Genomic DNA, 21,510 nt, shown 5'->3' on the forward strand with positions numbered 1-21,510 from the left:
CTTTGATTGTTATCAATACACTAGTCATTCTATTTTATGTCAAAAAAAAAACAACTGAAGTACGATAAAGCCTATCTGAGAATTGCAAGAGAATGGGGGAAATTATCTCATTGTGAAAGAAAAAAAGTTGGTGCGGTTATTGTAAAGGATAGAATGATTATTTCAGATGGATTTAATGGGACTCCAACAGGTTTTGAGAATCCATGTGAAAACGAAGAAGGATATACAAAGTGGTATGTATTGCATGCAGAAGCAAATGCGATTTCTAAAGTAGCTTCATCTACTCAGTCATGTAGAGGAGCAACATTATATATTACATTATCACCATGTAAGGAATGTAGTAAATTGATTCACCAGGCAGGTATAAAACGCATAGTGTATCAAATGGGTTATAAAGATGACTCTGGTTTGCAATTTCTTGCTAAGGCTGGAGTAGAAATAGAACAGATTACGGATTTAGAAGAATAATGGGATATTCAAAAAAATACTTGCCTTTGTTTTTGGGTTTGGCTGTAGGAGCCGGAGTATTTTTGGGTAGTAAACTTGATTTTAGCAACCCTTCGGCAAAGCTATTTTCATATAACCCCAAAAAAGAGAAACTAAATAGGCTTATTGATTATATAGACTATGAGTATGTAGATGAAATCAATACCGATAGTATCGTCGAGGTTACGGTAAACAGAATATTAGAAAACCTGGACCCTCATTCGATATATATACCCTCAGAAGAACTTGAAGGGATTACAGAGAACATGCAAGGAGATTTTATTGGTATTGGAGTAAGTTATTACCCCTATAGAGATACAATATCAGTGATTAATACCATAAAAGGAGGGCCTAGTGAAAAATCTGGAATTAAGGCAGGAGATAGGATATTAATGGCAGATAGCGACACCTTATTTGGAGAACGACTTATAAGAGATGGGTTGGCAAATAGGCTAAAAGGAGAGCTAAACAGCCAGGTACAACTTAGAGTATATAGAAAAGGTAAAGGCACATTTGATGTTGTAGTAAAAAGAGGACGCGTACCTATACAAAGTGTAGATGCCTCTTATATGCTAGATGATAAATTAGGGTACGTAAAAGTAAACCGTTTTGCAGAGACTACTTATAAAGAATTTAAAACGGCAATGGATGAGCTAATTGATAAAGGTGCCGAAAATGTGGTGATTGACCTTCGTGATAATGGAGGAGGATTTATTGCTCCGGCTCTAAAAATGGCGGATGAATTTTTGAAAGATGATGTGCTGATTATGTTTACCAAAAATAAAAAAGGAGCCATCGAAAATAATTTTGCTACCAATAAAGGAAGTTTTGAACAAGGAAAAGTATATGTGCTAATCAATGAAAACTCTGCCTCTGCCAGTGAAATTTTTGCAGGAGCAATTCAAGATAATGATAGAGGTGCTATCGTTGGCAGACGTTCTTACGGAAAAGGTCTTGTGCAAAGAGAAATGGCATTAGGTGACGGTAGTGCAATACGATTAACAATTTCAAGATACTATACACCAACCGGGAGATCAATACAAAAGCCATATACTAATGGAAATAAAGAGTATTTTAATGAGTATATGGAGCGATATAAAAATGGAGAATTACAGAGTGCAGATAGTATTCAGGTAGCAGACTCTCTAAAATTTAAAACTCCAGGTGGTAAAATTGTTTATGGGGGCGGGGGTATTATACCAGATATATTTGTTAGTAAAGATACTACACGTGTTGGTGAAACATTAGATTATATGTTACGCTCTGGTCGTATGGGAGGATATGTATTCGAAGAACTTGATAAAAACAGGTCGTATTATAATGATTTGTCTGAAAATGAGTTTAATGAAAAAATCAACATAGATGACGCTTTTGCTGAAGATTTTTTAAAATATTCAAGACAAAGAGGGATAGAAATTGAGTTGAAAAACTATGAAGATCAATTAAAAAAATATTTGAAAGCGACAATGGCGCAACAATTATTTGGAACTGGAGCTTTTGAAAGAATTATAAATAAAGATGATGCGATGATTAATAAAGTATTATCACTTTCTAAAGAAGAATAACTTATATCCGATATATGTCAGAATTTGAAGAATATCTAGTAGCTATTGCAATATGCTCTCCGCTTTTTTTCTTTATTATAGCAGTTGCTTTTAGGTTGTTGGATAATAGTGCTTCTATTTTTTTAAAGCATGATATATTAGTTGATACCTCTTATGTTTCTGGTGATATAATAAGAGAGCACATCCATAGTTCTGAAGATATAAAGCTTAAAAAATCCTTAATGCGAGCATTATTATTTAGAAAGCTGCATAACTTTTTTATGATCCTAATGGTAATTTCGATTCCACCCGTGATTATCGCTTGCTTCTTTGTGTTTTAAGTAGTGTTTTGCTGTTAAAACAAAGCTGATAAAGCTTCAGGAATTAATTTCCTCTTTTCTTCTTTTGGATGTTTTTAGAAACCAACAAGATTGACATTAACAGAACTACGCAAGCAGAAGAAAAAATGCCAATAAGAGCCGTTTTACTATCACCAGCAAATAAATCATCAAAATCTAGATAGGTTATATTGTAAATGATTAAACCCGCTGCAATAGCAATTAGTAAGTATATAAAATATTTCATGCGTTTAATTTTCTTTAAAAAAGACCTTTGATATTTGTAGCAAATAATTTAACTGCAATAGCAAGTAGAATTACCCCAAAAATCTTTCGAATCACATTAATTCCTTGCTTACCTATTATTTTTTCTATCTTTTTTGATGATTTTAAAACAATATAAACAAAAATAATATTGATTAGTATAGCAATTACTATGTTAATTGGGTGGTATTCTGCTCGTAAAGAAAGGATAGAGGTCATTGTACCAGCTCCGGCAATCAAAGGAAAGGCTAATGGAACTACTGCAGCCGTTTCTGGCTCATCATCTTTGTATAATTGGATACCTAATATCATTTCTAAGGCTAGAAAGAAAATAATAAAAGCACCAGCTACGGCAAAAGAATTAACGTCGATCCCGATAAGGTTTAGAATTTCTTTCCCTACAAAAAGAAAAACAACCATTAATATAGCAGCAACAATCGAAGCTTTTTCACTTTGGATATGTCCTACTTTTTTACGTAAATCAATAATAATAGGTATACTTCCTATGATATCTATTACCGCAAATAAAATCATACTTGCAGTAAATATTTCTTTAAGATCAAAGTTCATAGTAAAAATGGTTTCAAAATTTTGAGCAAATATAAATAGACTTTATTAAATAAAGGTATTATAAAAAGGTGAATAAATTGTAAAAAATCTCTTGTATAAGAATTATCTTAGCGGCATGTTTCAATTAGGAAAAACCATAGTTTCTGAGGATATTATAGAGAAAGACTTTGTGTGTAATCTTTCTGCATGCAAAGGAGCCTGCTGCATTGATGGTGAGGCGGGAGCGCCCTTAGAAGAGTCAGAAGTTCATAAGCTTAAAGAGATATACCCTATCGTCAAATCTTATTTGAGAAAAGAAGGTGTCGAGGCTATCGAGCATTACGGAACCCATGTTAAAACTGCTAATGGAGAATTAGAAACACCTCTAATTGATGGAGCAGATTGTGCATATGTGATTTTTGATGAAAAAGGAACAGCTATGTGTGCTATCGAAGAAGCCTATAACCAAGGTGAAGTTGACTGGAAAAAACCGGTATCTTGTCATTTATACCCAGTTAGAGTGCAAGAGTATACCGAGTTTTCTGCTGTAAATTATCACAAATGGGAAATTTGTGATGATGCCTGTACATTGGGTAAAGAATTTCAAGTACCGATCTATAAATTTGTTAAAGAAGCCTTAATCCGAAAATTTGGAGAAGACTGGTATATAGAACTTGAAAACGTGGCAGCAAAATTGAAAAAATAAACCCCTTCTTTATATTTTTAGATATAAATAACTCTCTTTTTTTTGTTAAAAAAAGAGTTTTTTTGGCTTACGGGTTTACCGTAAACAGATGCATTTTCTCTTCTTTGTTTTTCTGTTGAAAAACCTCGGTTAGCAAGTGAAAAATAAGAGATTTTTGAAGATGATGTTCACATTATCTGTATTTTCTGAAAAACACTTAATATTTTGATTAACAAAGTGTTATGTGTGTTTTGTGAAAGATCATTTTTGTTGCAAATTCACTTCGTGTTGAAAACTTTGTTGAAAACGTTTGTTAACTTTCCGTAGAACTTTTAACCTATTTTTTGATCTTTGTAATACCCTTAGGAAATAAGAAATTCTCAAAAAAAACAGCTAAAAAAAAAAGAATGAGCGCCGTAGAACCTATTTTGCAAGAAAACAAAGATCGATTCGTAATTTTTCCTATCCAACACCACGATATTTGGGAATGGTATAAGAAGTCCGAAGCTAGTTTTTGGACAGCAGAAGAGATCGATTTGCATCAGGATATTACGGATTGGGCAACCAAACTTACTGAGGATGAACAATATTTTATCAAACATATTTTAGCATTTTTTGCTGCATCTGACGGTATTGTTAATGAAAATCTTGCAGAAAATTTTATAAACGAAGTACAGTATAGTGAGGCGAAATTTTTCTATGGTTTTCAGATCATGATGGAAAACATTCATTCAGAAACATACTCCTTATTGATCGATACTTATGTAAAGGATGAGAAAGAAAAGGATATACTATTTAATGCATTAGAGAATTTTCCGGCAATTAAGAAAAAAGCAGACTGGGCATTACAATGGATAGAATCTGATTCTTTTGCAGAACGTTTAATTGCCTTTGCGGCGGTAGAAGGGATCTTCTTTTCAGGAGCGTTCTGCTCTATATTCTGGTTGAAAAAACGTGGATTAATGCCAGGACTTACATTTTCTAATGAGCTAATTTCAAGAGATGAAGGAGTACATTGCGATTTTGCAGTTCATCTTCATAACAAACATTTGATAAATAAAGTACCAAAAGATAGAATTAGAAAAATCCTGATAGACGCATTAGATATAGAGAGAGAATTTATAACAGAATCTCTTCCGGTAAGTTTGATAGGTATGAATTCTAAGTTAATGACTCAATATTTAGAATTTGTTACCGATAGATTACTGGTAGAATTAGGATGCGAAAAAGAATATGAAACATCAAATCCATTTGATTTTATGGACATGATCTCTTTGCAAGGTAAAACCAATTTCTTTGAGAAAAGAGTTTCAGAATACCAAAAAGCAGGGGTGCTTAATAAAGACACGGAAGACAATAAGATAAGTTTTGATGCAGATTTTTAATCGAAAAGAACATTAATAGTGTAACGTTAATTTCTTAAGATTATCATTCCAACGAAAGTTGGATCCAAAATACTTAAAAATAAAGATATATTCATTCTGAGCTAATCAAAAACATTTCTTCTGTTTAATTCAGATTAGCTCAGTTTGATAAGGCTTTATGAAAAGCTACACAAAAAAACAAAAGGGACGAAAGTCATATTATTATTTTTTATCTATGGAATTACTCTAATTTTTGGATGTAGAGATTTCTTTTTAGTATCCAATTTCAAGGAGATGAAATATAATTTTTGACCTTCAAAATATAAAATTAGTAACACGAATTATCATCAACTTCTTCGTTAAGAAGAAAATTTAAAAACCAAAAAGAAATATGTATGTAGTAAAAAGAGATGGGCGTAAAGAACCAATTATGTTCGACAAGATTACCGCAAGGGTAAGAAAATTATGTTATGGACTTAATCCACTAGTTGATCCTGTAAAGGTAGCAATGAGAGTGATAGAAGGGTTGTATGATGGAGTAACGACTAGTGAGTTGGATAATTTGGCTGCAGAAATAGCAGCAACAATGACTATAACACACCCTGATTATGCGAAGCTTGCAGCTCGTATCTCTGTTTCTAATCTACATAAAAATACAAAGAAAACTTTTTCTGAAGTCATTACAGACCTATATGAGTATGTAAATCCAAGAAACGGTAAAAAAGGACCACTGATAGCCGATGATGTATATGAGGTAATTATGGCTAATAAGGAAAAGTTAGATTCTACTATTATATACAATAGAGATTTTGGCTATGACTATTTTGGTTTTAAAACATTAGAACGTTCTTATCTATTAAAAATCAATGGCACAATTGCTGAACGTCCGCAGCATATGCTTATGAGAGTTTCTATCGGTATCCATCTTAATGATCTTGATGCTGCTATAGAGACTTATGAATTAATGTCTAAAAAATACTTTACACACGCTACACCAACATTATTTAATTCGGGAACACCAAAACCGCAAATGTCATCTTGTTTCCTTCTGGCGATGAAAGATGATAGTATTGATGGTATTTATGATACACTTAAACAAACAGCAAAAATTTCTCAGTCTGCTGGAGGAATAGGATTATCTATACATAATGTACGTGCTACAGGTTCTTATATTGCTGGTACTAATGGAACATCTAACGGTATTGTACCCATGCTACAAGTGTATAATGATACAGCCCGTTATGTAGATCAGGGTGGAGGAAAGCGTAAAGGGTCTTTTGCAATATATGTAGAACCATGGCATGCTGATATTTTTGATTTTCTGGATCTGAAAAAGAATCATGGTAAAGAAGAAATGCGTGCACGTGATTTATTTTATGCAATGTGGGTACCGGATTTATTTATGAAACGTGTACAAGAAGATGCAGAATGGACCTTAATGTGTCCTAATGAGTGCCCTGGTTTGTTTGATATACATAGTGATGAGTTTGAAGAAGCTTACCTTCGTTTTGAATCAGAAGGAAAAGGACGAAGAACAATCAAAGCACGTGAACTTTGGGAAAAAATCTTAGAATCTCAGATCGAAACAGGTACACCATATATGTTGTATAAAGATGCTGCAAATCGCAAATCTAATCAACAAAATCTGGGAACCATACGATCATCTAATTTATGTACAGAGATATTAGAATATACTAGCCCAGATGAAGTAGCAGTATGTAACCTGGCATCTATTGCATTGCCAATGTTTGTGAAAAACGGAGAGTTTGATCATAAAGAGCTTTTTAAGATTACAAAACGGGTAACTAAGAATCTGAACAGAGTAATTGATCGTAATTACTATCCAGTAAAAGAAGCAGAAAATTCTAATATGCGTCATCGCCCTATTGGATTAGGCGTACAAGGATTGGCTGATGCATTTATCCAATTGCGTTTGCCATTTACCAGTGATGAGGCTAAGAAATTAAACCAAGAGATTTTTGAAACTCTATATTTTGCTGCAGTAACAGCATCTATGGAAGAGGCAAAAGCTGATGGGCCATATCAAACTTATGAAGGTTCTCCAATATCTAAAGGAGATTTTCAATACAACCTATGGGGAATAAAAGATGAAGAATTAAGCGGTCGTTGGGATTGGGCAAAACTTCGTAAGCAAGTGCTTAAAAACGGAGTACGTAACTCATTATTAGTTGCACCAATGCCTACAGCATCTACTTCTCAGATTTTAGGAAACAATGAAGCATTCGAACCGTACACAAGTAACATTTATACCAGACGTGTACTCTCTGGAGAGTTTATCGTAGTAAATAAACACTTATTAGAAGATTTAGTGAAATTAGGATTATGGAATGATAACCTTAAAGATGCTATTATGCGTGCAAATGGTTCAGTACAAAATATAGATATCATTCCGCAAGATCTAAAAGAACTGTACAAAACTGTTTGGGAAATGAGTATGAAAGATATTATCGATATGTCTCGTCATAGAGGATATTTTATTGATCAGTCTCAATCTTTAAACTTGTTCTTAGAAGGTGCTACTATGGCCAAATTAACTTCGATGCATTTTTATGCATGGAAGAGTGGATTAAAAACAGGAATGTATTACCTGAGAACAAAATCTGCGGTAGATGCAATTAAGTTTACGCTTAAAAAGGAAACTAAAGAAGAACCTAAACCAGAGCAAGTAGCCGTAGCTGCTGCACAAGTAATGGAAGCGCAAGCAACCAAAGAAGAACCAAAACAAGAAGCTGTTGCACCAGAAGGAACAGCTCTTACTCCAGAAGAACTTCGTGCAATCATTGCACAATCTAAAGAAGGCGAAGGAGACGATTGTTTAATGTGTGGGTCTTAGACCTAGATTTATATAGGGCAAAAGGGAAGTTTTCTTAGGATGCTTCCCTTTTTTGTATATTCGAATTTTCTTAGAAATATGATGAATTGGGAGCAACTCCTGTCTTTAAAACGACAAGGAGATAGAAATAAAAGATTACGTAAAGAGCAAGACGAAACCCGGTTAGGTTTTGAAGTCGATTATGATCGCATTATCTTCTCTTCGGCCTTTAGGAGTTTACAGGATAAAACACAGGTTATTCCGTTATCCAAAACCAGCTTTGTGCATACACGATTAACACATAGTCTCGAAGTATCTGTAGTAGGACGTTCTTTGGGTAGAGTAGTAGGTAAGAAAATCATAGAAAAACATCCACATCTTGCTGCTGTTCATGGATATCAGTTTAATGATTTTGGTGCTATTGTTGCAGCTGCTGCATTAGCACATGATATTGGTAATCCACCCTTTGGGCATTCTGGAGAGAAGGCTATAGGAGAATACTTCAAAACAGGAAGCGGTAACCGATATAAAGATAAACTCACTCCTAAGCAGTATCAGGATTTGATTGATTTTGAAGGGAATGCCAATGGGTTTAAAATTCTTACAGAATCCCGTGAAGGGATAGAAGGAGGTCTTAGATTATCCTATGCGACACTAGGAGCGTTTATGAAATACCCTAAAGAGTCATTACCTAAAAAACCAACAACACATATTGCTCATAAAAAATTTGGGTACTTTCAGAACGATACTTCTTTTTTTAAAGAGGTAGCAGAAGAAGTGGGGTTGTTGCAATACCAGATAGGTGATGAGGTTACTTATAGTCGCCATCCATTAACTTTTTTGGTAGAGGCAGCAGACGATATTTGTTACACTATTATCGATTTTGAAGATGGTATTAACCTGGGATTGATAGAAGAAGAATATGCTTTAGAATACTTAATCAAATTGGTGAAAGATACTATCAATACTTCAAAATATAATAAGCTTATTACTACAGCAGATCGATTAAGTTACCTTAGAGCACTAGCTATTAATACCTTAATAGGAGAAGCAGCAAGTATTTTTATCGAGCATGAAGAAGCTATATTATCGGGAACCTTTGATATGGCATTAATAGATAAAAGTAAATACGAAGCTCAAATCGATGACATCATTAAAATTAGCGTTGCTAAGATTTATCAAAGTCAGGAAGTAACCGAAAAAGAAATTGCGGGATATGAGATTCTTGCTACTCTTTTAGATCGCTATTGTGTGGCAACAGATAACTTTAACAAGGGAGAGAGTTCTAACTATGACAAGCTTATTTTGAGAGCCGAAGGCATTAATTTTGACTATACAAATGTAGATCTCTATACCCGTCTTATCGGGATAAGTAACTATGTGGCGAGTTTAACTGATGGTAATGCGTTATTAAAATTTCAAAAGATTAAAGGATTGCAGATATAAAAAAAAAGCACTTAAATAATCATTTAAGTGCTTTTTTTAAATAACTAGAATTGGTTATTTCATTTTAGTAAAAGTCCAGGCCTCTTTATGTGTTTGTCCCTCTTCATTGTATTCAAATTCATATTTTAAAGTAGTTTCTGTAAGCTCTAAGATGGTATTATTAGAAGTAAGACTATTTGCGTTACCTAGTTCATCTAATGTTAGTGTTAGAATATTTTCTGATAGTTTCCAGGTTCCTTTATCTAAATCGTCGGGAGTACAATTAGCTCCTCCTGAAAAACCTCCATATGTCTGTTCCTCATAGGTGCCATCTGCTTTTATTTCAAGAGTACTTAATAGTTCGCAGTCATCATTTGGGATGTCAGTAATAGCTATTACATCCCATTTTCCTATGATTAAATCTTTATTCATGGGAGTTTCTTCTTTTGATGCATCATCATCTTTAGAGCAAGAAATAAAAGATATCGTGATGAATAGAATAAATAGGTTTAGTTTTTTCATAGTTGTAAGAAAGTAATAATTATTTATTGTTTAAAGGTTTATCGATTTAATAAATGGATTAATTATTGTATCTAAGATATATGTCATGATGAGAAAAATTGTTACCATGTCTGCTATCAATTTTTTATAAATAAATGCTTAGAGGTATGTCTTGATTGTGCTAAGAATTTTTTCAGGTGAAATTCCGCAAATGTTATGTAGCTGATCCACTGTGCCATGATGAATAAATTGATCAGGAATACCTAAAGTGACAATATTGTTTTTGAAATCATTCTGATTGGCAAAATCGAGTATTGAACTCCCAAAACCACCTTTAATAACGCCATCTTCAACAGTAATAATGGTGTCATAGTTCTGCACTATTTGTTTCAGTAGATTAATATCTAAAGGTTTTATAAAGCAAAAATGATAGTGGCTAATTGGTTTTTCTATAGCTTCTATGGCTTTGGTTACATTATGTGCAATAGTACCTGTAGAAACTAGAGCGATTTTGGAACCTTTTTTTAGGTTGATAGCTTTACCAATTTCTAGTTTTTGCATGGGGACTTCCCAGTCGATAATATGCCCTCTGCCTCTGGGGTAGCGTATCGTTATAGGGTGATCTAGTCTCAAAGAAGCAGTATAAAGTAAATGTCTTAGCTCAATTTCATTGGCTGGTGCTGCAACAATCATATTAGGGACGCATGTAAGATAGGCAATGTCATAAACACCATGGTGTGTTGCACCATCTGTGCCAACAATACCGGCACGATCAACACAAAAAATTACAGGCAAATTTTGTAAAGCTACATCGTGGATTACTTGATCATAGGCACGTTGTAAAAAAGTAGAATAGATTGTGCAAAAAGGGATTAGTCCTTGTGTCGCCATTCCGGCAGCAAGGGTGACTGCATGTTGCTCAGCAATGCCAACATCAAAAGCCCGATCTGGCATTTCTTCCATCATATATTTTAGAGAACTCCCAGTAGGCATTGCGGGTGTAATACCTATAATCTTTTTATTTTTTCTTGCAAGTTCGAGAATAGTAAACCCAAAAACATCCTGAAACTTAGGTGGTAATCCTGTATTATCTTTTGAAATTAGATCCCCGGTCGAAGCGTCAAATTTACCCGGAGCATGGTATTTTACCTGATCTTCTTCAGCTTGTTTTAAACCTTTTCCTTTGGTGGTAATAATATGTAAAAGTTTTGGGCCTTTTGTAGTTTTTAGTTTTTCCAAAGTTTTGAGAAGCATAGGTAGGTCATGCCCGTCAATAGGGCCAAAATAATTAAAATTTAATGCCTCTATAATATTATTTTTTCTAGGTCTAACTCCGATCTTGGCTTTAGTAAGGTATTCTTTCAGAGCACCTACACTAGGATCGATACCGATAGCATTATCATTAAGGATAACCAGCATATTGGTGTCGGTTACACCAGCATGATTAAGTCCTTCAAAAGCCATTCCACTAGCAATAGAAGCATCACCAATTATTGCGACATGCTGTTTTGTGATATCTCCTTTTAATTTAGATGCAATTGCCATACCTAATACAGCCGAAATAGAAGTAGAAGAGTGCCCAACTCCAAAAGTATCATAATCACTTTCAGTACGTTTAGGGAACCCACTTATACCACCCAATTGCCTATTGGTATGAAATATATCTTTTCTTCCGGTAAGGATTTTATGAGGATAAGCCTGATGCCCTACATCCCAAACAAGAAGATCATTGGGAGTGTCAAAAATATAATGTAGAGCAATAGTAAGCTCTATCACTCCTAAACTTGCTCCGAGATGACCTTCTTTGGCAGCAACAATATTGATCACAAAATCCCGAAGTTCTCTGGCTAGTTTGGGTAACTGATCCGTAGATAATTTTCTTAGATCAGATGGATATTTGATATTAGATAGAAATGATTGTTGCATAGCACAAAAGTACTATTTTGTAATGGTTCTTTATATACTTTTTATTTCATTCAGAATACAAATATTTTTATTTAGCTTTACCTAAAATTTAATAGTATATGTTAGACCCATTGGATGATTCTTACTATATGAAGAAAGCGCTTCAGGAAGCAGAATTGGCGTATGAAAAAAATGAAGTTCCGATAGGAGCGGTTATAGTAGTTGAAGATCGTATTATAGCCAGAGCTCATAACCTTACAGAATTATTAAATGATGTTACTGCTCATGCCGAAATGCAGGCAATAACAGCAGCAGCAAATTTTTTGGGAGGGAAGTACCTTAAAGAATGCACATTATATGTAACCCTTGAGCCTTGCCAGATGTGTGCCGGAGCGTTATATTGGAGTCAGATCAAAAAAATAGTGTATGGTGCAGTTGATGAACGAAGAGGATGTGCTGCAATGGGAACAAAACTTCACCCAAAGACTGAAATTATAGGTGGTATTTTAGAAAAAGAATGTGGAGAACTACTTACTAGATTTTTTATTGAAAAACGAAACCTTAACTGAAGTTAATTTTTTGTATCAAGAGTTAATTAAAAATAAAAAAAACACTACGATCAGTAGTGCTTTTGAAACTTAGGAGTATGCGTTCTATCCGTGAATTATACGCACATTAGCTGCAGTAAGCCCTTTTTTTCCTTCTTCTTCATTATACTCCACTTTGTCACCTTCATTTAATGCCTCGCCATCAATTCCTGAAGCATGAACAAAAATGTCTTTTCCTGTTTCGTCGTTTGTAATAAATCCGTAACCTTTTGATTCATTAAAAAATTTTACTGTTCCTTCCATTGTAATAAGATAATAAGTATTTGAATAATAAAGGTAGTTTTAAATTTTTTATGAATTGTTATCAAAGTATGAATATTTTAAAAATTTATCAGCTATTATTTTCTCTATTTCCCTCATAATCCCTCATTTTCTTTAGGTTTTCTTCGGTAAGCATATAGTCTTTAACTTTTTTGTTTTTCCATCTGTGATAGATAAAAATTGGCATTAGAATAAAAGAAGAAGCTAGTATACCAATCCCAACTAATTTATCACCGGTACCATGATCTCCCGAATTTTTGAAGTAATATCCAACACATATCAATATGATAATAGCTATAAAAAGTATTCTAATAATATATTTCATGCGTTTAGGTGTTTTTTAGGTAATGTAAAAATAAATTCATTAAAAATTGAGATCTCCCCCAGATAATAGTAATACTTGTTTTTATAACAATGTTATGATGGATTAGGAGTTTTATCGTGTAAAATTAATCAACTTTCTACGATATGCAGTAAGAAGTTTTGATTTTGAAATAAAACCAAAATACTTACCGTTTTTAATCACAGGTAGATTCCAGGCTCCGGTATCCTGAAACTTTTTCATTACCGTTTTTGCATTGTCATGCTCATAAATTATAGCAACCGAGGTTTGAGCCATCAAGGTATCTACTGTTATTTTGTGATATAAGGTAATGTCAAACATAATATCTCTAATGTCATCTAGTGAAACCATTCCTATGAGATGATCAGATTCATCAGTAACAGGAAATAGGTTTCTATTTGATTTTGCGACGGCTTCACTTAAAAGTTGCTTTAAGGTATAGTTTGGCTTTACCGGGATAAAATTAGTTTCTATACAATCTTCGAGATTCATTAGAGTCAAAACAGTTTGATCCTTGTCATGGGTTAATAAATGACCTTGTTTTGCGAGTTCTCTGGTGTAGATATTATGTTCTATTTTATTTTTTGAAATTATAAATGATATTGAAGTAGTAATCATTAACGGAACAAATAACTCATAACTAGAAGTGATTTCTGCAATAAGAAATATTGAAGTTAGTGGGGCATGTAATACCCCGGCAATAAGCCCAGCCATTCCTAATAGTGTGAAATTGGCTTCAGAAACATGAAGCCCCATTCCTAGATTATTAATTACTTTAGATACTACATTACCTAATGCACTACCCATAACCATTGTTGGGATGAAAATTCCTCCAGAGCCTCCTGCAGCAAAAGTAGCGGTCATGGCAACAGCCTTAAAAATGGTAATACCAGTTAATAAAGCTATGACAATCCATATGTTACTAGTCATAGCGTCAAATGGAGTTTTGCCAATAGCAGTTAGATGATCACCGTGTAATAAACCATTTATAAAACCAAGACCTTCACCATAGAGTGGAGGGATAAAATATAACATGATTCCGATAGCAAGCCCACCAATTAATAACCGATGAATCTTTTTAGAAAACCGATCAAAAAAATGTAGTATTCCAAAATACATCTTAGTAAAATATATAGAAGCAAATGCGGTTCCGATTCCTAAAATAATGTAAAATGGAGTATCATAGATATCAAATTTTTCTAAAACATTAAATCTAAATAAAACTTCATCACCTAAAAAAAAGTAGGAGGTAATTATTGATGATACTGAAGCAAAAAGTAAAGGTAACAAAGAAGTCAATGTGAGGTCTAAACTAAATACTTCTACAGCAAATACTAGCCCCGCCAAAGGAGATTTGAATACGGCAGAAATAGCACCTGCAGAAGCACAACCGATAAGTAATACTCTTGTTTTTCGATTAACATGAAATAAGGTGCTAAAACTAGAGCTTAATGCTGATCCAGAACTAATTGCTGGACCCAAAAGCCCTACCGAACCACCAAAACCTACTGTGATTGGTGCTAGAATGAGAGGTAAATATCCATGAATAGGTCTTATGATTCCATTTTTTTTTGAAAGCGAATGTAAAATAAGAGGGATCGCTGATTTCACGTCTCTTTTAAATACATATTTTGTGAATATATAAACGATTAGTAAACCTATTATAGGAATGATAAAGTAAAAAGAAGCTTGCCAGGAGATAATATCACTTTCTAAAACGACCTGGATTAAATGAGTAATGTTTTTTAATAATAAGGAAACAAGCCCTGCTGTAAACCCAACAAGAATGCTTAGAATAAGAATAAAGGTTTTGTCAGAAATATGGCGATATCTCCATTTAAGTACCTTATAGAGTAGTGTCTTTTTTTTTTGGGGAGACATATTTACCTGACTTAACTAGTTTAAAGGTAATAAAAATCCCGCTCGTGGCGGGATTTTATATTATAAATCAAGTTTTATATTTAATTCTTTGAGCTGTTCGCTATCGATATTAGATGGTGCATCAATCATAATATCTCTTCCACTATTATTTTTTGGAAAAGCTATAAAATCCCGGATTGTTTCCTGGCCGCCAAGAATAGCGACTAATCTATCAAACCCAAAAGCAATACCACCATGAGGAGGAGCCCCATATTGGAAAGCATCCATTAAAAATCCAAACTGTGCCTTTGCTTCTTCTGGGGTGAATCCCAGATGATCAAACATTAATGCTTGCGTTTCTTTATCATGAATACGGATAGAACCGCCGCCAATTTCATTTCCGTTTAAAACAAGATCATATGCATTAGCACGAACATCTCCTGGTTTAGTATCTAATAAAGCAATATCTTCTGGTTTTGGAGAAGTAAAAGGATGATGCATAGCGTGATAGCGTTCTGTTTCTTCATCCCATTCTAATAATGGAAAATCTACTACCCATAGAGGAGCAAATTCTTCTGGATTTCTTAATCCTAGTCGTTCAGCAAGTTCCATTCTAAGAGCACTTAGTTGTGCTCTTACTTTGTTTGTTTGACCAGAAAGGACACAGATTAAATCTCCTGCTTTTGCTCCGGTTCTCTTTGCCCATTTGGCCAGATCATCTTGATCGTAAAATTTGTCTACAGAGGATTTATATGTACCATCTTCATTGCATTTTACATATACCATTCCGAGTGCTCCAACTTGAGGGCGTCTTACCCAATCAATAAGTTTGTCAATCTCTTTTCTGGTATATGAAGCTCCACCAGGAACTGCGATCCCAACGACTAACTCTGCTGTGTTAAATACATTAAATTCTTTGTGTTGAGCAATATCGTTAAGCTCACCAAACTTCATTTCAAACCTTATATCGGGTTTGTCATTACCATAAGTTCGCATGGCCTCATCATAGGTCATTCTAGGGAAATTACCAATATTGACTCCTTTTATTTCTGATAGTAAATATCGGGTAAGTCCTTCAAATATGTTTAAAATATCTTCTTGCTCGACAAATGCCATTTCACAATCTATCTGCGTGAATTCGGGTTGTCTGTCGGCTCTTAAATCTTCATCTCTAAAACATTTTACGATCTGAAAATATTTATCCATTCCACCAACCATAAGTAGTTGCTTAAAAGTTTGTGGTGATTGTGGTAATGCATAGAATTGTCCTTCATTCATTCTGGATGGAACAACAAAATCACGAGCTCCTTCGGGGGTGGACTTAATTAAATACGGAGTTTCAACTTCGATAAACCCTTCATTCGAAAGATAATTTCTTACTTGCATCCCTACTTGATGTCTAAACATCAAGCTATTTTTCACAGGATTACGACGTATATCCAGATACCTATATTTCATTCTAATATCTTCTCCTCCATCCGTTTGATCTTCTATAGTAAAAGGAGGGACGATAGATTCATTAAGAATCGTTAATTCATTCACCAGAATTTCAATTTCTCCTGTAGGGATATTTTGATTTTTAGACTCACGTTCAATTACGGTTCCTTTTATCTGGATAACAAACTCTCTTCCGAGAGTTTTAGCTTTTTCGACAATTAATGCTGGAGTACGTTCTTCATCAAATATTAATTGAGTGATGCCGTAACGATCTCTAAGATCAACCCATATCATAAATCCTTTATCACGAGTCTTTTGCACCCATCCTGATAAGGTGACTTCTTTTTTGATATCTGAGAGGCGTAGTTCACCGCACGAATGACTTCTATACATATGTTATATATTAAGGCTGCAAAAATAAGAAGATTTATGGATTAGTTGATGGTAGATGGTTGATAGTTTTTATGAGAATATAATTGGGATAGATTGTTTTAATGCTTCTCCAGAAACTTAAAGAGACAAAAGTTTCAATATTTTACTAAATACTAGTTAGAAAGTGTAGATAAAATTATCAAATTGGAAAGCTGAAAAATCCGGAAATTTTAAGTCTTTTTTTAGTTTTTCAATACACAATAGGTAGTGTTTTGGCTGTTTTTATGCGAACAATTGTTAGTTTTAACATTGTTTTATCAATATCTTTTAATAGATTTAACCAAACATTTAAACAAATCATTATGAAAAAACACAATCATTTTTGCAAAATGAAGATTTTGCTATTACTAATTTTTGTTCCGACTTTGTTGTTGGCTCAGGAGACCATTACGGGAAAAGTGGTCGTTGAGAGTACTGGTGAAGGAGCTCCTTTTATGAATGTTATTGAAGAAGGAACAAATAATGGTACCTCTAGTGACATTGATGGTAACTTTAGTATTACTGTGAACAGTTTACCAGTAAATCTAAAAGTATTTGCATTAGGATTTGCAGAAAAAACTGTATCTGTAGCAACTGCAGGAAATATCACGATTCAAGTAGCTGAGTCGACAGAATCCTTAGAAGAAGTGGTAGTAACAGGACTAGGTTCATCCATAAAGAGAGCGAATTTAGCTAATGCCGTTTCAACAGTTTCTGCCGAAGAATTAGTTGGAAATACTGGACAAACTACTGTAGATGGAGCTTTATATGGTAAAGTTACAGGTGTAAATATTACTTCATCCTCAGGTGCACCTGGAGGAGGATTTGCATTGAGATTAAGAGGAGTTTCTTCTATAAATGGTAATAATCAGCCTTTGGTTATTGTAGATGGAGTATATATAAATAATGTAGAAATTCCATCTGGATTACGATTTGCTTCAGGAGGAAACAGAGGGAATGAAGAAAATTCAGGGAATAGATTAGCGGATTTGGATCCTAATGATATTGAAAATATTGAGGTTTTAAAAGGATCTTCTGCAGCAGCTATCTATGGACAACGGGGTAATGCCGGTGTTGTTATTATTACTACCAAAAGAGGAAAAGGTGGTAAAACAAAAATAAGCTTTAGCCAGGATACAGGAGTTAATGTTATTCAAAATAAATTGGGACTAAGACCTTGGACTGCGGCATCTGTAGAATCTACTTTTAATGCAGCAGAAAGAGATAAATTTAATGCTACTATAGCTTCTAATGGAGGTCTTTATGACTATGAAGATGAAATTTATGGTAATACTGGTTTTATAACCGATACTAGAATAAATGCTACCGGAGGTAATGAGAAGACAAAATTTTATGTAGGAGGATCATATAGAGATGAAGAAGGGATTATCAAAAATACAGGATTTGATAGATTATCATTAAGAACCAATATAGATCATCGTATTTCTGATGTATTTGATTTTAGTTCTACTACAAACTATGTAAGAAGTAATTCTAGCAGAAGTTTTACAGGAAATGAAAATGAAGGAGGGTTAAGTTATGGGTATACATTAGCATTTACCCGTCCGTGGAATAGTTTATATCCTGACGCTGATGGTAACTACCCAAATAATCCTAATTATCCTGGGAATCCAATTTTTGTAAGAGATCAAGCAAAAAATGAAGATTCAAATAATAGAATTATACAAGGATTCAAATTGAATACTAAACTATTTACCAGAGAGAACAATAGAATTCGACTTATCCTTAATGGAGGAGTTGATTATTTGGCAAATGAAACCTATGTATATGTACCAGAAACACACCAAGCTCAAGTTGGAAATCAAGAAGGGTTTGTTGCACAAGGAAAAAACAATTTTACACAGTTCAATGCTCAAGCAATAGCCGTTTGGAACAATACCTCACTTAATGGTGATTTGGATTTGACTACACAATTTGGTATTACTTATTTAGATCAGGAATCTAATTTGGTAAATAGTCGTGGTTCTGATTTAACTGGGGGACAAACCAATGTAGATCAATCTGTAAACCAGGTAATAGACCAGTTCTTCTCAACTGAAAAAGATTTTGGTTATTTTGCTCAGGTAGAAGGAAATTATAAAGATCAGTTTATAGCAACCTTGGGATATAGGTTTGATAAATCTTCAAGAAATGGAGATCCTAATAAACTATATGGATTCCCAAAAGCTTCTTTGGCAGTAAATATTGCAAATTTAGATTTTTGGAGTGTAGAGGCCGTTAATCAATTTAAAATTAGAGCTGCGTATGGAGAAACTGGAAACCCGGCTTCTTTTGGAGCGACATTTACGAGTTTAGGATCTTCAAATACTGGAGGTAATGGAGGAACATCTGTTGCTGGTTTAAAAGGGGATCCAGATGTAGAGCCAGAAACAGCTTCAGAATTCGAGGTTGGTTTTGATCTTGGATTGCTTAATAGCAGAGTTTCTTTAGAAGCCACATACTATAGTAAAAAAGTAAGCGATTTAATTCTATCTAGATCACTGCCTGCTTCCTCAGGTTTTACTACAGAAACTACAAATTTAGCGGATCTTAAAAATGAAGGTGTAGAATTAGCTGTGAGAGCAGATGTATTGGATAGCGATAATTTTCGTTGGAATACAGGAGTACAGTTTTATTTAAATAGATCAGAAGTTACTCGATTAGATGTTCCTGCATTTGCACAACCAGGAGCTGGTTTTGGTACAGGTTTAGGTACTTTTTATATTGAAGAGGGAAAACCAGTAACACAGTTAGTAGGAAATATTAATGGAACGTTAACCCAAGTAGGGAACGTAGAGCCTGATTTTCAGATGTCATTTAATAATCAATTAACGATATTAAAGCAATGGGATGTTTCATTTCTATTACAATGGAAAAAGGGGGGTGAAAACCTGAATTTATCAAGATTCTTAACAGATTTAGGAGGAACGTCGCCAGATTTAGAAACTGCAGAAGGACAGGCACGTTTGGCATCAACTGCTGATGCTTTACGATTTGTTGAACCAGCTGGCTATATAAGATTAAGAGAAGCTGCAATATACTATAGACTTCCTTCAAAAACGGTTACTAATTGGTTAGGAGATGCTGTTGAAGGTATAAAATTAGGAGTATCTGCTAGAAATGTATTTACTATTACAGATTATAGTAGTTATGACCCTGAAGTTTCAGTAAATGGAGGAGCAGGACTATCAAGCGGAATTGAGGTAACTCCATTCCCTAGTTCACAGCAATTTTACTTTCATTTAAATGTTAATTTTTAATACAAGCACATAATGAAAAATATATTTAAAATTAAAATGAAGTATACTATTATCGGAGCACTTTTTGCTTTATTAGGAACTTCATGTACTATAGATGAAGTTGTAGATCCAAATGGGCCAAGTGTCGTAGGAGTCCTTAATGGTGCATCAAAAAAACAATTAAATGAACTTGCAACAGGAGTAGAATCTACTTCAAGAAATGGATTAGGTGTAGAAGTTACAGCGAGTGGAACTATGGCACGCGAACTTTATTTATTTGATGCTGATCCTAGAAATACAGGAAATCTATTAGGAAAAGATGGAGTGGCCTTAGATAATAATTCATTTTATAGTACAGCACAATGGAATGGAAGCTACAGATGTGTCAAAAATGCTAGTCTTTTGATAGAGGCTGTAGCCAATACTAATGTAGTTTCAGAAGAAGAAAAATCTGGATATTTAGGATATGCAAAAACAATGAAGGCTTATGAATTAGTTCAGATCTTAAAATCTTATGGAACCGCTAGAGTAGATATTTCTGATCCAGATAATTTAGGTCCGGTTTTAGGATTTGATGCAGCATTAGCTGCAGTGAGAAGTTTATTAGATGAAGCGAATACAAATTTAAGTAACGCTGGAAGTACTTTTGCATTTACTTTAAGTAGTGGATTTGCTGGTTTTGATACACCAAGTACATTTGCTTTATTTAATAGAGCGGTAGCTGCAGTAGCAGCTGTTTATGCTGGAGATGGGGGCAGTTCTTTAACATCATTATCGAGTTCATTTTTTAGTCTTACCGCTGGTTTGACTACTGGACCAAAGTATGTCTTTGGATTAGGAGGAGGAAATGACCGAGCTAACCCAGTATTTAGAGTAGCATCGGTATCTGCAACAGAACCAAACAATGGAGATCAAATCATAGTACATGATAGCTGGATTAATGATGCAGAAGCAGGAGATACAAGAGTTACTACAAAAACTGCTGTTAGACCTGATCCTAGTGTTCAAGATGGTCTTACAGGGACTCATGAGACTAGACTATATGCTACTAATGTCACTCCAATAGATGTTATTAGAAATGAAGAGTTAGTTTTGGTATATGCAGAAGCAAGTATATTGGCTAATAATCTTACAGATGCAGTAACTGCATTAGATGTGATTAGGAATGCTGCTGGTTTACCAAATTATTCAGGAGCAGTAACCGCAGATGCTCTAACCACAGAAATGTTGAATCAGAGAAGATATTCTTTATGGGCAGAAAATCATAGGATGTTTGATTTAAGAAGATATAGTTTATCAAGTACATTATCTATTGATAGAACTGGAGATCAAATATTTAATATACTTCCTATTCCATTATCAGAAAATGAATAAATGATCTTTTTTTAATATTATAAACGCCGCAATTTTTTGCGGCGTTTTTTTATGAGTTTCTCTTAGAATAGATACCATCTATG

General features: G+C 34.1%; 18 protein-coding genes. 10 read left to right on the forward strand and 8 right to left on the reverse strand.

Going from position 1 to position 21,510, the window contains the following annotated elements; translation table 11 throughout:
• Nucleotides 1-36: 36 nt before the first annotated feature.
• The 3 genes from AAFU52_RS11540 to AAFU52_RS11550 are packed head-to-tail and all read left to right on the forward strand — an operon-like array spanning nucleotide 37 to nucleotide 2,371.
• Nucleotides 37-468, forward strand: a complete 432-nt coding sequence (locus AAFU52_RS11540; protein WP_438426475.1) for a deoxycytidylate deaminase — start codon at nucleotides 37-39, stop codon at nucleotides 466-468.
• Nucleotides 468-2,051, forward strand: a complete 1,584-nt coding sequence (locus AAFU52_RS11545) for a S41 family peptidase (RefSeq protein ID WP_438426476.1) — start codon at nucleotides 468-470, stop codon at nucleotides 2,049-2,051. The genes AAFU52_RS11540 and AAFU52_RS11545 overlap by 1 nt, the downstream gene beginning before the upstream one ends.
• A 14-nt stretch (nucleotides 2,052-2,065) precedes the next feature.
• Entirely contained in the window at nucleotides 2,066-2,371 is a 306-nt protein-coding gene (locus AAFU52_RS11550; RefSeq protein WP_024772207.1) for a hypothetical protein, read from the forward strand.
• Between the two features lie 43 nt (nucleotides 2,372-2,414).
• Here AAFU52_RS11550 and AAFU52_RS11555 read toward each other — a convergent pair whose 3' ends face one another.
• Nucleotides 2,415-2,615, reverse strand: a complete 201-nt coding sequence (locus AAFU52_RS11555) for a hypothetical protein (RefSeq protein ID WP_438426477.1) — start codon at nucleotides 2,613-2,615, stop codon at nucleotides 2,415-2,417.
• Nucleotides 2,616-2,629: 14 nt separating this feature from the next.
• Nucleotides 2,630-3,202 (reverse strand): MarC family protein, encoded by a 573-nt coding sequence (locus AAFU52_RS11560; RefSeq protein WP_024772206.1) that lies wholly within the window; start codon nucleotides 3,200-3,202, stop codon nucleotides 2,630-2,632.
• 115 nt (nucleotides 3,203-3,317) lie between these two features.
• Between AAFU52_RS11560 and AAFU52_RS11565 the strand changes: the two genes are divergently transcribed.
• From AAFU52_RS11565 to dgt, 4 genes are all read left to right on the forward strand, one after another.
• Nucleotides 3,318-3,887: a DUF3109 family protein gene (locus tag AAFU52_RS11565; protein ID WP_438426479.1), complete on the forward strand. Its 570-nt coding sequence runs from the start codon at nucleotides 3,318-3,320 to the stop codon at nucleotides 3,885-3,887.
• Between the two features lie 386 nt (nucleotides 3,888-4,273).
• Nucleotides 4,274-5,251: a ribonucleotide-diphosphate reductase subunit beta gene (locus AAFU52_RS11570; protein WP_024772204.1), complete on the forward strand. Its 978-nt coding sequence runs from the start codon at nucleotides 4,274-4,276 to the stop codon at nucleotides 5,249-5,251.
• 370 nt (nucleotides 5,252-5,621) lie between these two features.
• Complete coding sequence (locus AAFU52_RS11575; RefSeq protein WP_024772203.1) at nucleotides 5,622-8,084, forward strand: ribonucleoside-diphosphate reductase subunit alpha; 2,463 nt, start codon at nucleotides 5,622-5,624, stop codon at nucleotides 8,082-8,084.
• Between the two features lie 81 nt (nucleotides 8,085-8,165).
• Nucleotides 8,166-9,509, forward strand: a complete 1,344-nt coding sequence (gene dgt / locus AAFU52_RS11580; RefSeq protein ID WP_438426634.1) for a dGTP triphosphohydrolase — start codon at nucleotides 8,166-8,168, stop codon at nucleotides 9,507-9,509.
• Between the two features lie 54 nt (nucleotides 9,510-9,563).
• Here dgt and AAFU52_RS11585 read toward each other — a convergent pair whose 3' ends face one another.
• Nucleotides 9,564-10,010, reverse strand: coding sequence for a lipocalin family protein (locus AAFU52_RS11585; RefSeq protein ID WP_438426480.1), 447 nt, complete (start codon nucleotides 10,008-10,010; stop codon nucleotides 9,564-9,566).
• 138 nt (nucleotides 10,011-10,148) lie between these two features.
• Complete coding sequence (locus AAFU52_RS11590; protein WP_438426481.1) at nucleotides 10,149-11,915, reverse strand: 1-deoxy-D-xylulose-5-phosphate synthase; 1,767 nt, start codon at nucleotides 11,913-11,915, stop codon at nucleotides 10,149-10,151.
• A 98-nt stretch (nucleotides 11,916-12,013) separates the two neighbouring features.
• Here AAFU52_RS11590 and AAFU52_RS11595 point away from each other — a divergent pair, with 98 nt between their 5' ends.
• Nucleotides 12,014-12,463 (forward strand): nucleoside deaminase, encoded by a 450-nt coding sequence (locus AAFU52_RS11595; protein WP_438426482.1) that lies wholly within the window; start codon nucleotides 12,014-12,016, stop codon nucleotides 12,461-12,463.
• A gap of 84 nt (nucleotides 12,464-12,547) precedes the next feature.
• Here AAFU52_RS11595 and AAFU52_RS11600 read toward each other — a convergent pair whose 3' ends face one another.
• The 4 genes from AAFU52_RS11600 to aspS all read right to left on the reverse strand — a co-directional run bounded on the left by AAFU52_RS11600 (nucleotide 12,548) and on the right by aspS (nucleotide 16,796).
• A complete protein-coding gene (locus AAFU52_RS11600) occupies nucleotides 12,548-12,745 on the reverse strand; it encodes a cold-shock protein (protein WP_024772198.1) in 198 nt (65 codons plus the stop codon).
• A gap of 88 nt (nucleotides 12,746-12,833) precedes the next feature.
• Complete coding sequence (locus AAFU52_RS11605) at nucleotides 12,834-13,088, reverse strand: hypothetical protein (RefSeq protein WP_438426483.1); 255 nt, start codon at nucleotides 13,086-13,088, stop codon at nucleotides 12,834-12,836.
• 111 nt (nucleotides 13,089-13,199) lie between these two features.
• Nucleotides 13,200-14,987 carry a chloride channel protein gene (locus AAFU52_RS11610; RefSeq protein WP_438426484.1) on the reverse strand — a complete coding sequence of 596 codons (1,788 nt, stop codon included), beginning with the start codon at nucleotides 14,985-14,987 and terminating at the stop codon, nucleotides 13,200-13,202.
• A 60-nt stretch (nucleotides 14,988-15,047) separates the two neighbouring features.
• Nucleotides 15,048-16,796 carry an aspartate--tRNA ligase gene (gene aspS, locus AAFU52_RS11615; protein ID WP_438426485.1) on the reverse strand — a complete coding sequence of 583 codons (1,749 nt, stop codon included), beginning with the start codon at nucleotides 16,794-16,796 and terminating at the stop codon, nucleotides 15,048-15,050.
• A 341-nt stretch (nucleotides 16,797-17,137) separates the two neighbouring features.
• Here aspS and AAFU52_RS11620 point away from each other — a divergent pair, with 341 nt between their 5' ends.
• Both AAFU52_RS11620 and AAFU52_RS11625 read left to right on the forward strand, forming a co-directional pair.
• Entirely contained in the window at nucleotides 17,138-20,074 is a 2,937-nt protein-coding gene (locus AAFU52_RS11620; protein WP_438426486.1) for a SusC/RagA family TonB-linked outer membrane protein, read from the forward strand.
• 12 nt (nucleotides 20,075-20,086) lie between these two features.
• Nucleotides 20,087-21,427 carry a RagB/SusD family nutrient uptake outer membrane protein gene (locus AAFU52_RS11625; RefSeq protein WP_438426487.1) on the forward strand — a complete coding sequence of 447 codons (1,341 nt, stop codon included), beginning with the start codon at nucleotides 20,087-20,089 and terminating at the stop codon, nucleotides 21,425-21,427.
• Nucleotides 21,428-21,510: the final 83 nt, after the last annotated feature.

The organism is Aquimarina macrocephali (genome assembly GCF_051627225.1).
Lineage (GTDB): Bacteria > Bacteroidota > Bacteroidia > Flavobacteriales > Flavobacteriaceae > Aquimarina > Aquimarina macrocephali.

Excerpts from the sequence above, each read along its gene's own strand:
- AAFU52_RS11540 (WP_438426475.1), top strand. The coding sequence starts at position 37 with ATGTCAAAAAAAAAACAACTGAAGTACGATAAAGCCTATCTGAGAATT.
- AAFU52_RS11550 (WP_024772207.1), top strand. The coding sequence starts at position 2,066 with ATGTCAGAATTTGAAGAATATCTAGTAGCTATTGCAATATGCTCTCCG.
- AAFU52_RS11620 (WP_438426486.1), top strand. The coding sequence starts at position 17,138 with ATGAAAAAACACAATCATTTTTGCAAAATGAAGATTTTGCTATTACTA.
- AAFU52_RS11575 (WP_024772203.1), top strand. The coding sequence starts at position 5,622 with ATGTATGTAGTAAAAAGAGATGGGCGTAAAGAACCAATTATGTTCGAC.
- AAFU52_RS11590 (WP_438426481.1), bottom strand. The coding sequence starts at position 11,915 with ATGCAACAATCATTTCTATCTAATATCAAATATCCATCTGATCTAAGA.
- AAFU52_RS11565 (WP_438426479.1), top strand. The coding sequence starts at position 3,318 with ATGTTTCAATTAGGAAAAACCATAGTTTCTGAGGATATTATAGAGAAA.
- AAFU52_RS11595 (WP_438426482.1), top strand. The coding sequence starts at position 12,014 with ATGTTAGACCCATTGGATGATTCTTACTATATGAAGAAAGCGCTTCAG.
- AAFU52_RS11585 (WP_438426480.1), bottom strand. The coding sequence starts at position 10,010 with ATGAAAAAACTAAACCTATTTATTCTATTCATCACGATATCTTTTATT.
- AAFU52_RS11555 (WP_438426477.1), bottom strand. The coding sequence starts at position 2,615 with ATGAAATATTTTATATACTTACTAATTGCTATTGCAGCGGGTTTAATC.
- AAFU52_RS11600 (WP_024772198.1), bottom strand. The coding sequence starts at position 12,745 with ATGGAAGGAACAGTAAAATTTTTTAATGAATCAAAAGGTTACGGATTT.
- aspS (WP_438426485.1), bottom strand. The coding sequence starts at position 16,796 with ATGTATAGAAGTCATTCGTGCGGTGAACTACGCCTCTCAGATATCAAA.
- AAFU52_RS11610 (WP_438426484.1), bottom strand. The coding sequence starts at position 14,987 with ATGTCTCCCCAAAAAAAAAAGACACTACTCTATAAGGTACTTAAATGG.
- AAFU52_RS11560 (WP_024772206.1), bottom strand. The coding sequence starts at position 3,202 with ATGAACTTTGATCTTAAAGAAATATTTACTGCAAGTATGATTTTATTT.
- dgt (WP_438426634.1), top strand. The coding sequence starts at position 8,166 with ATGAATTGGGAGCAACTCCTGTCTTTAAAACGACAAGGAGATAGAAAT.
- AAFU52_RS11545 (WP_438426476.1), top strand. The coding sequence starts at position 468 with ATGGGATATTCAAAAAAATACTTGCCTTTGTTTTTGGGTTTGGCTGTA.
- AAFU52_RS11625 (WP_438426487.1), top strand. The coding sequence starts at position 20,087 with ATGAAAAATATATTTAAAATTAAAATGAAGTATACTATTATCGGAGCA.
- AAFU52_RS11570 (WP_024772204.1), top strand. The coding sequence starts at position 4,274 with ATGAGCGCCGTAGAACCTATTTTGCAAGAAAACAAAGATCGATTCGTA.
- AAFU52_RS11605 (WP_438426483.1), bottom strand. The coding sequence starts at position 13,088 with ATGAAATATATTATTAGAATACTTTTTATAGCTATTATCATATTGATA.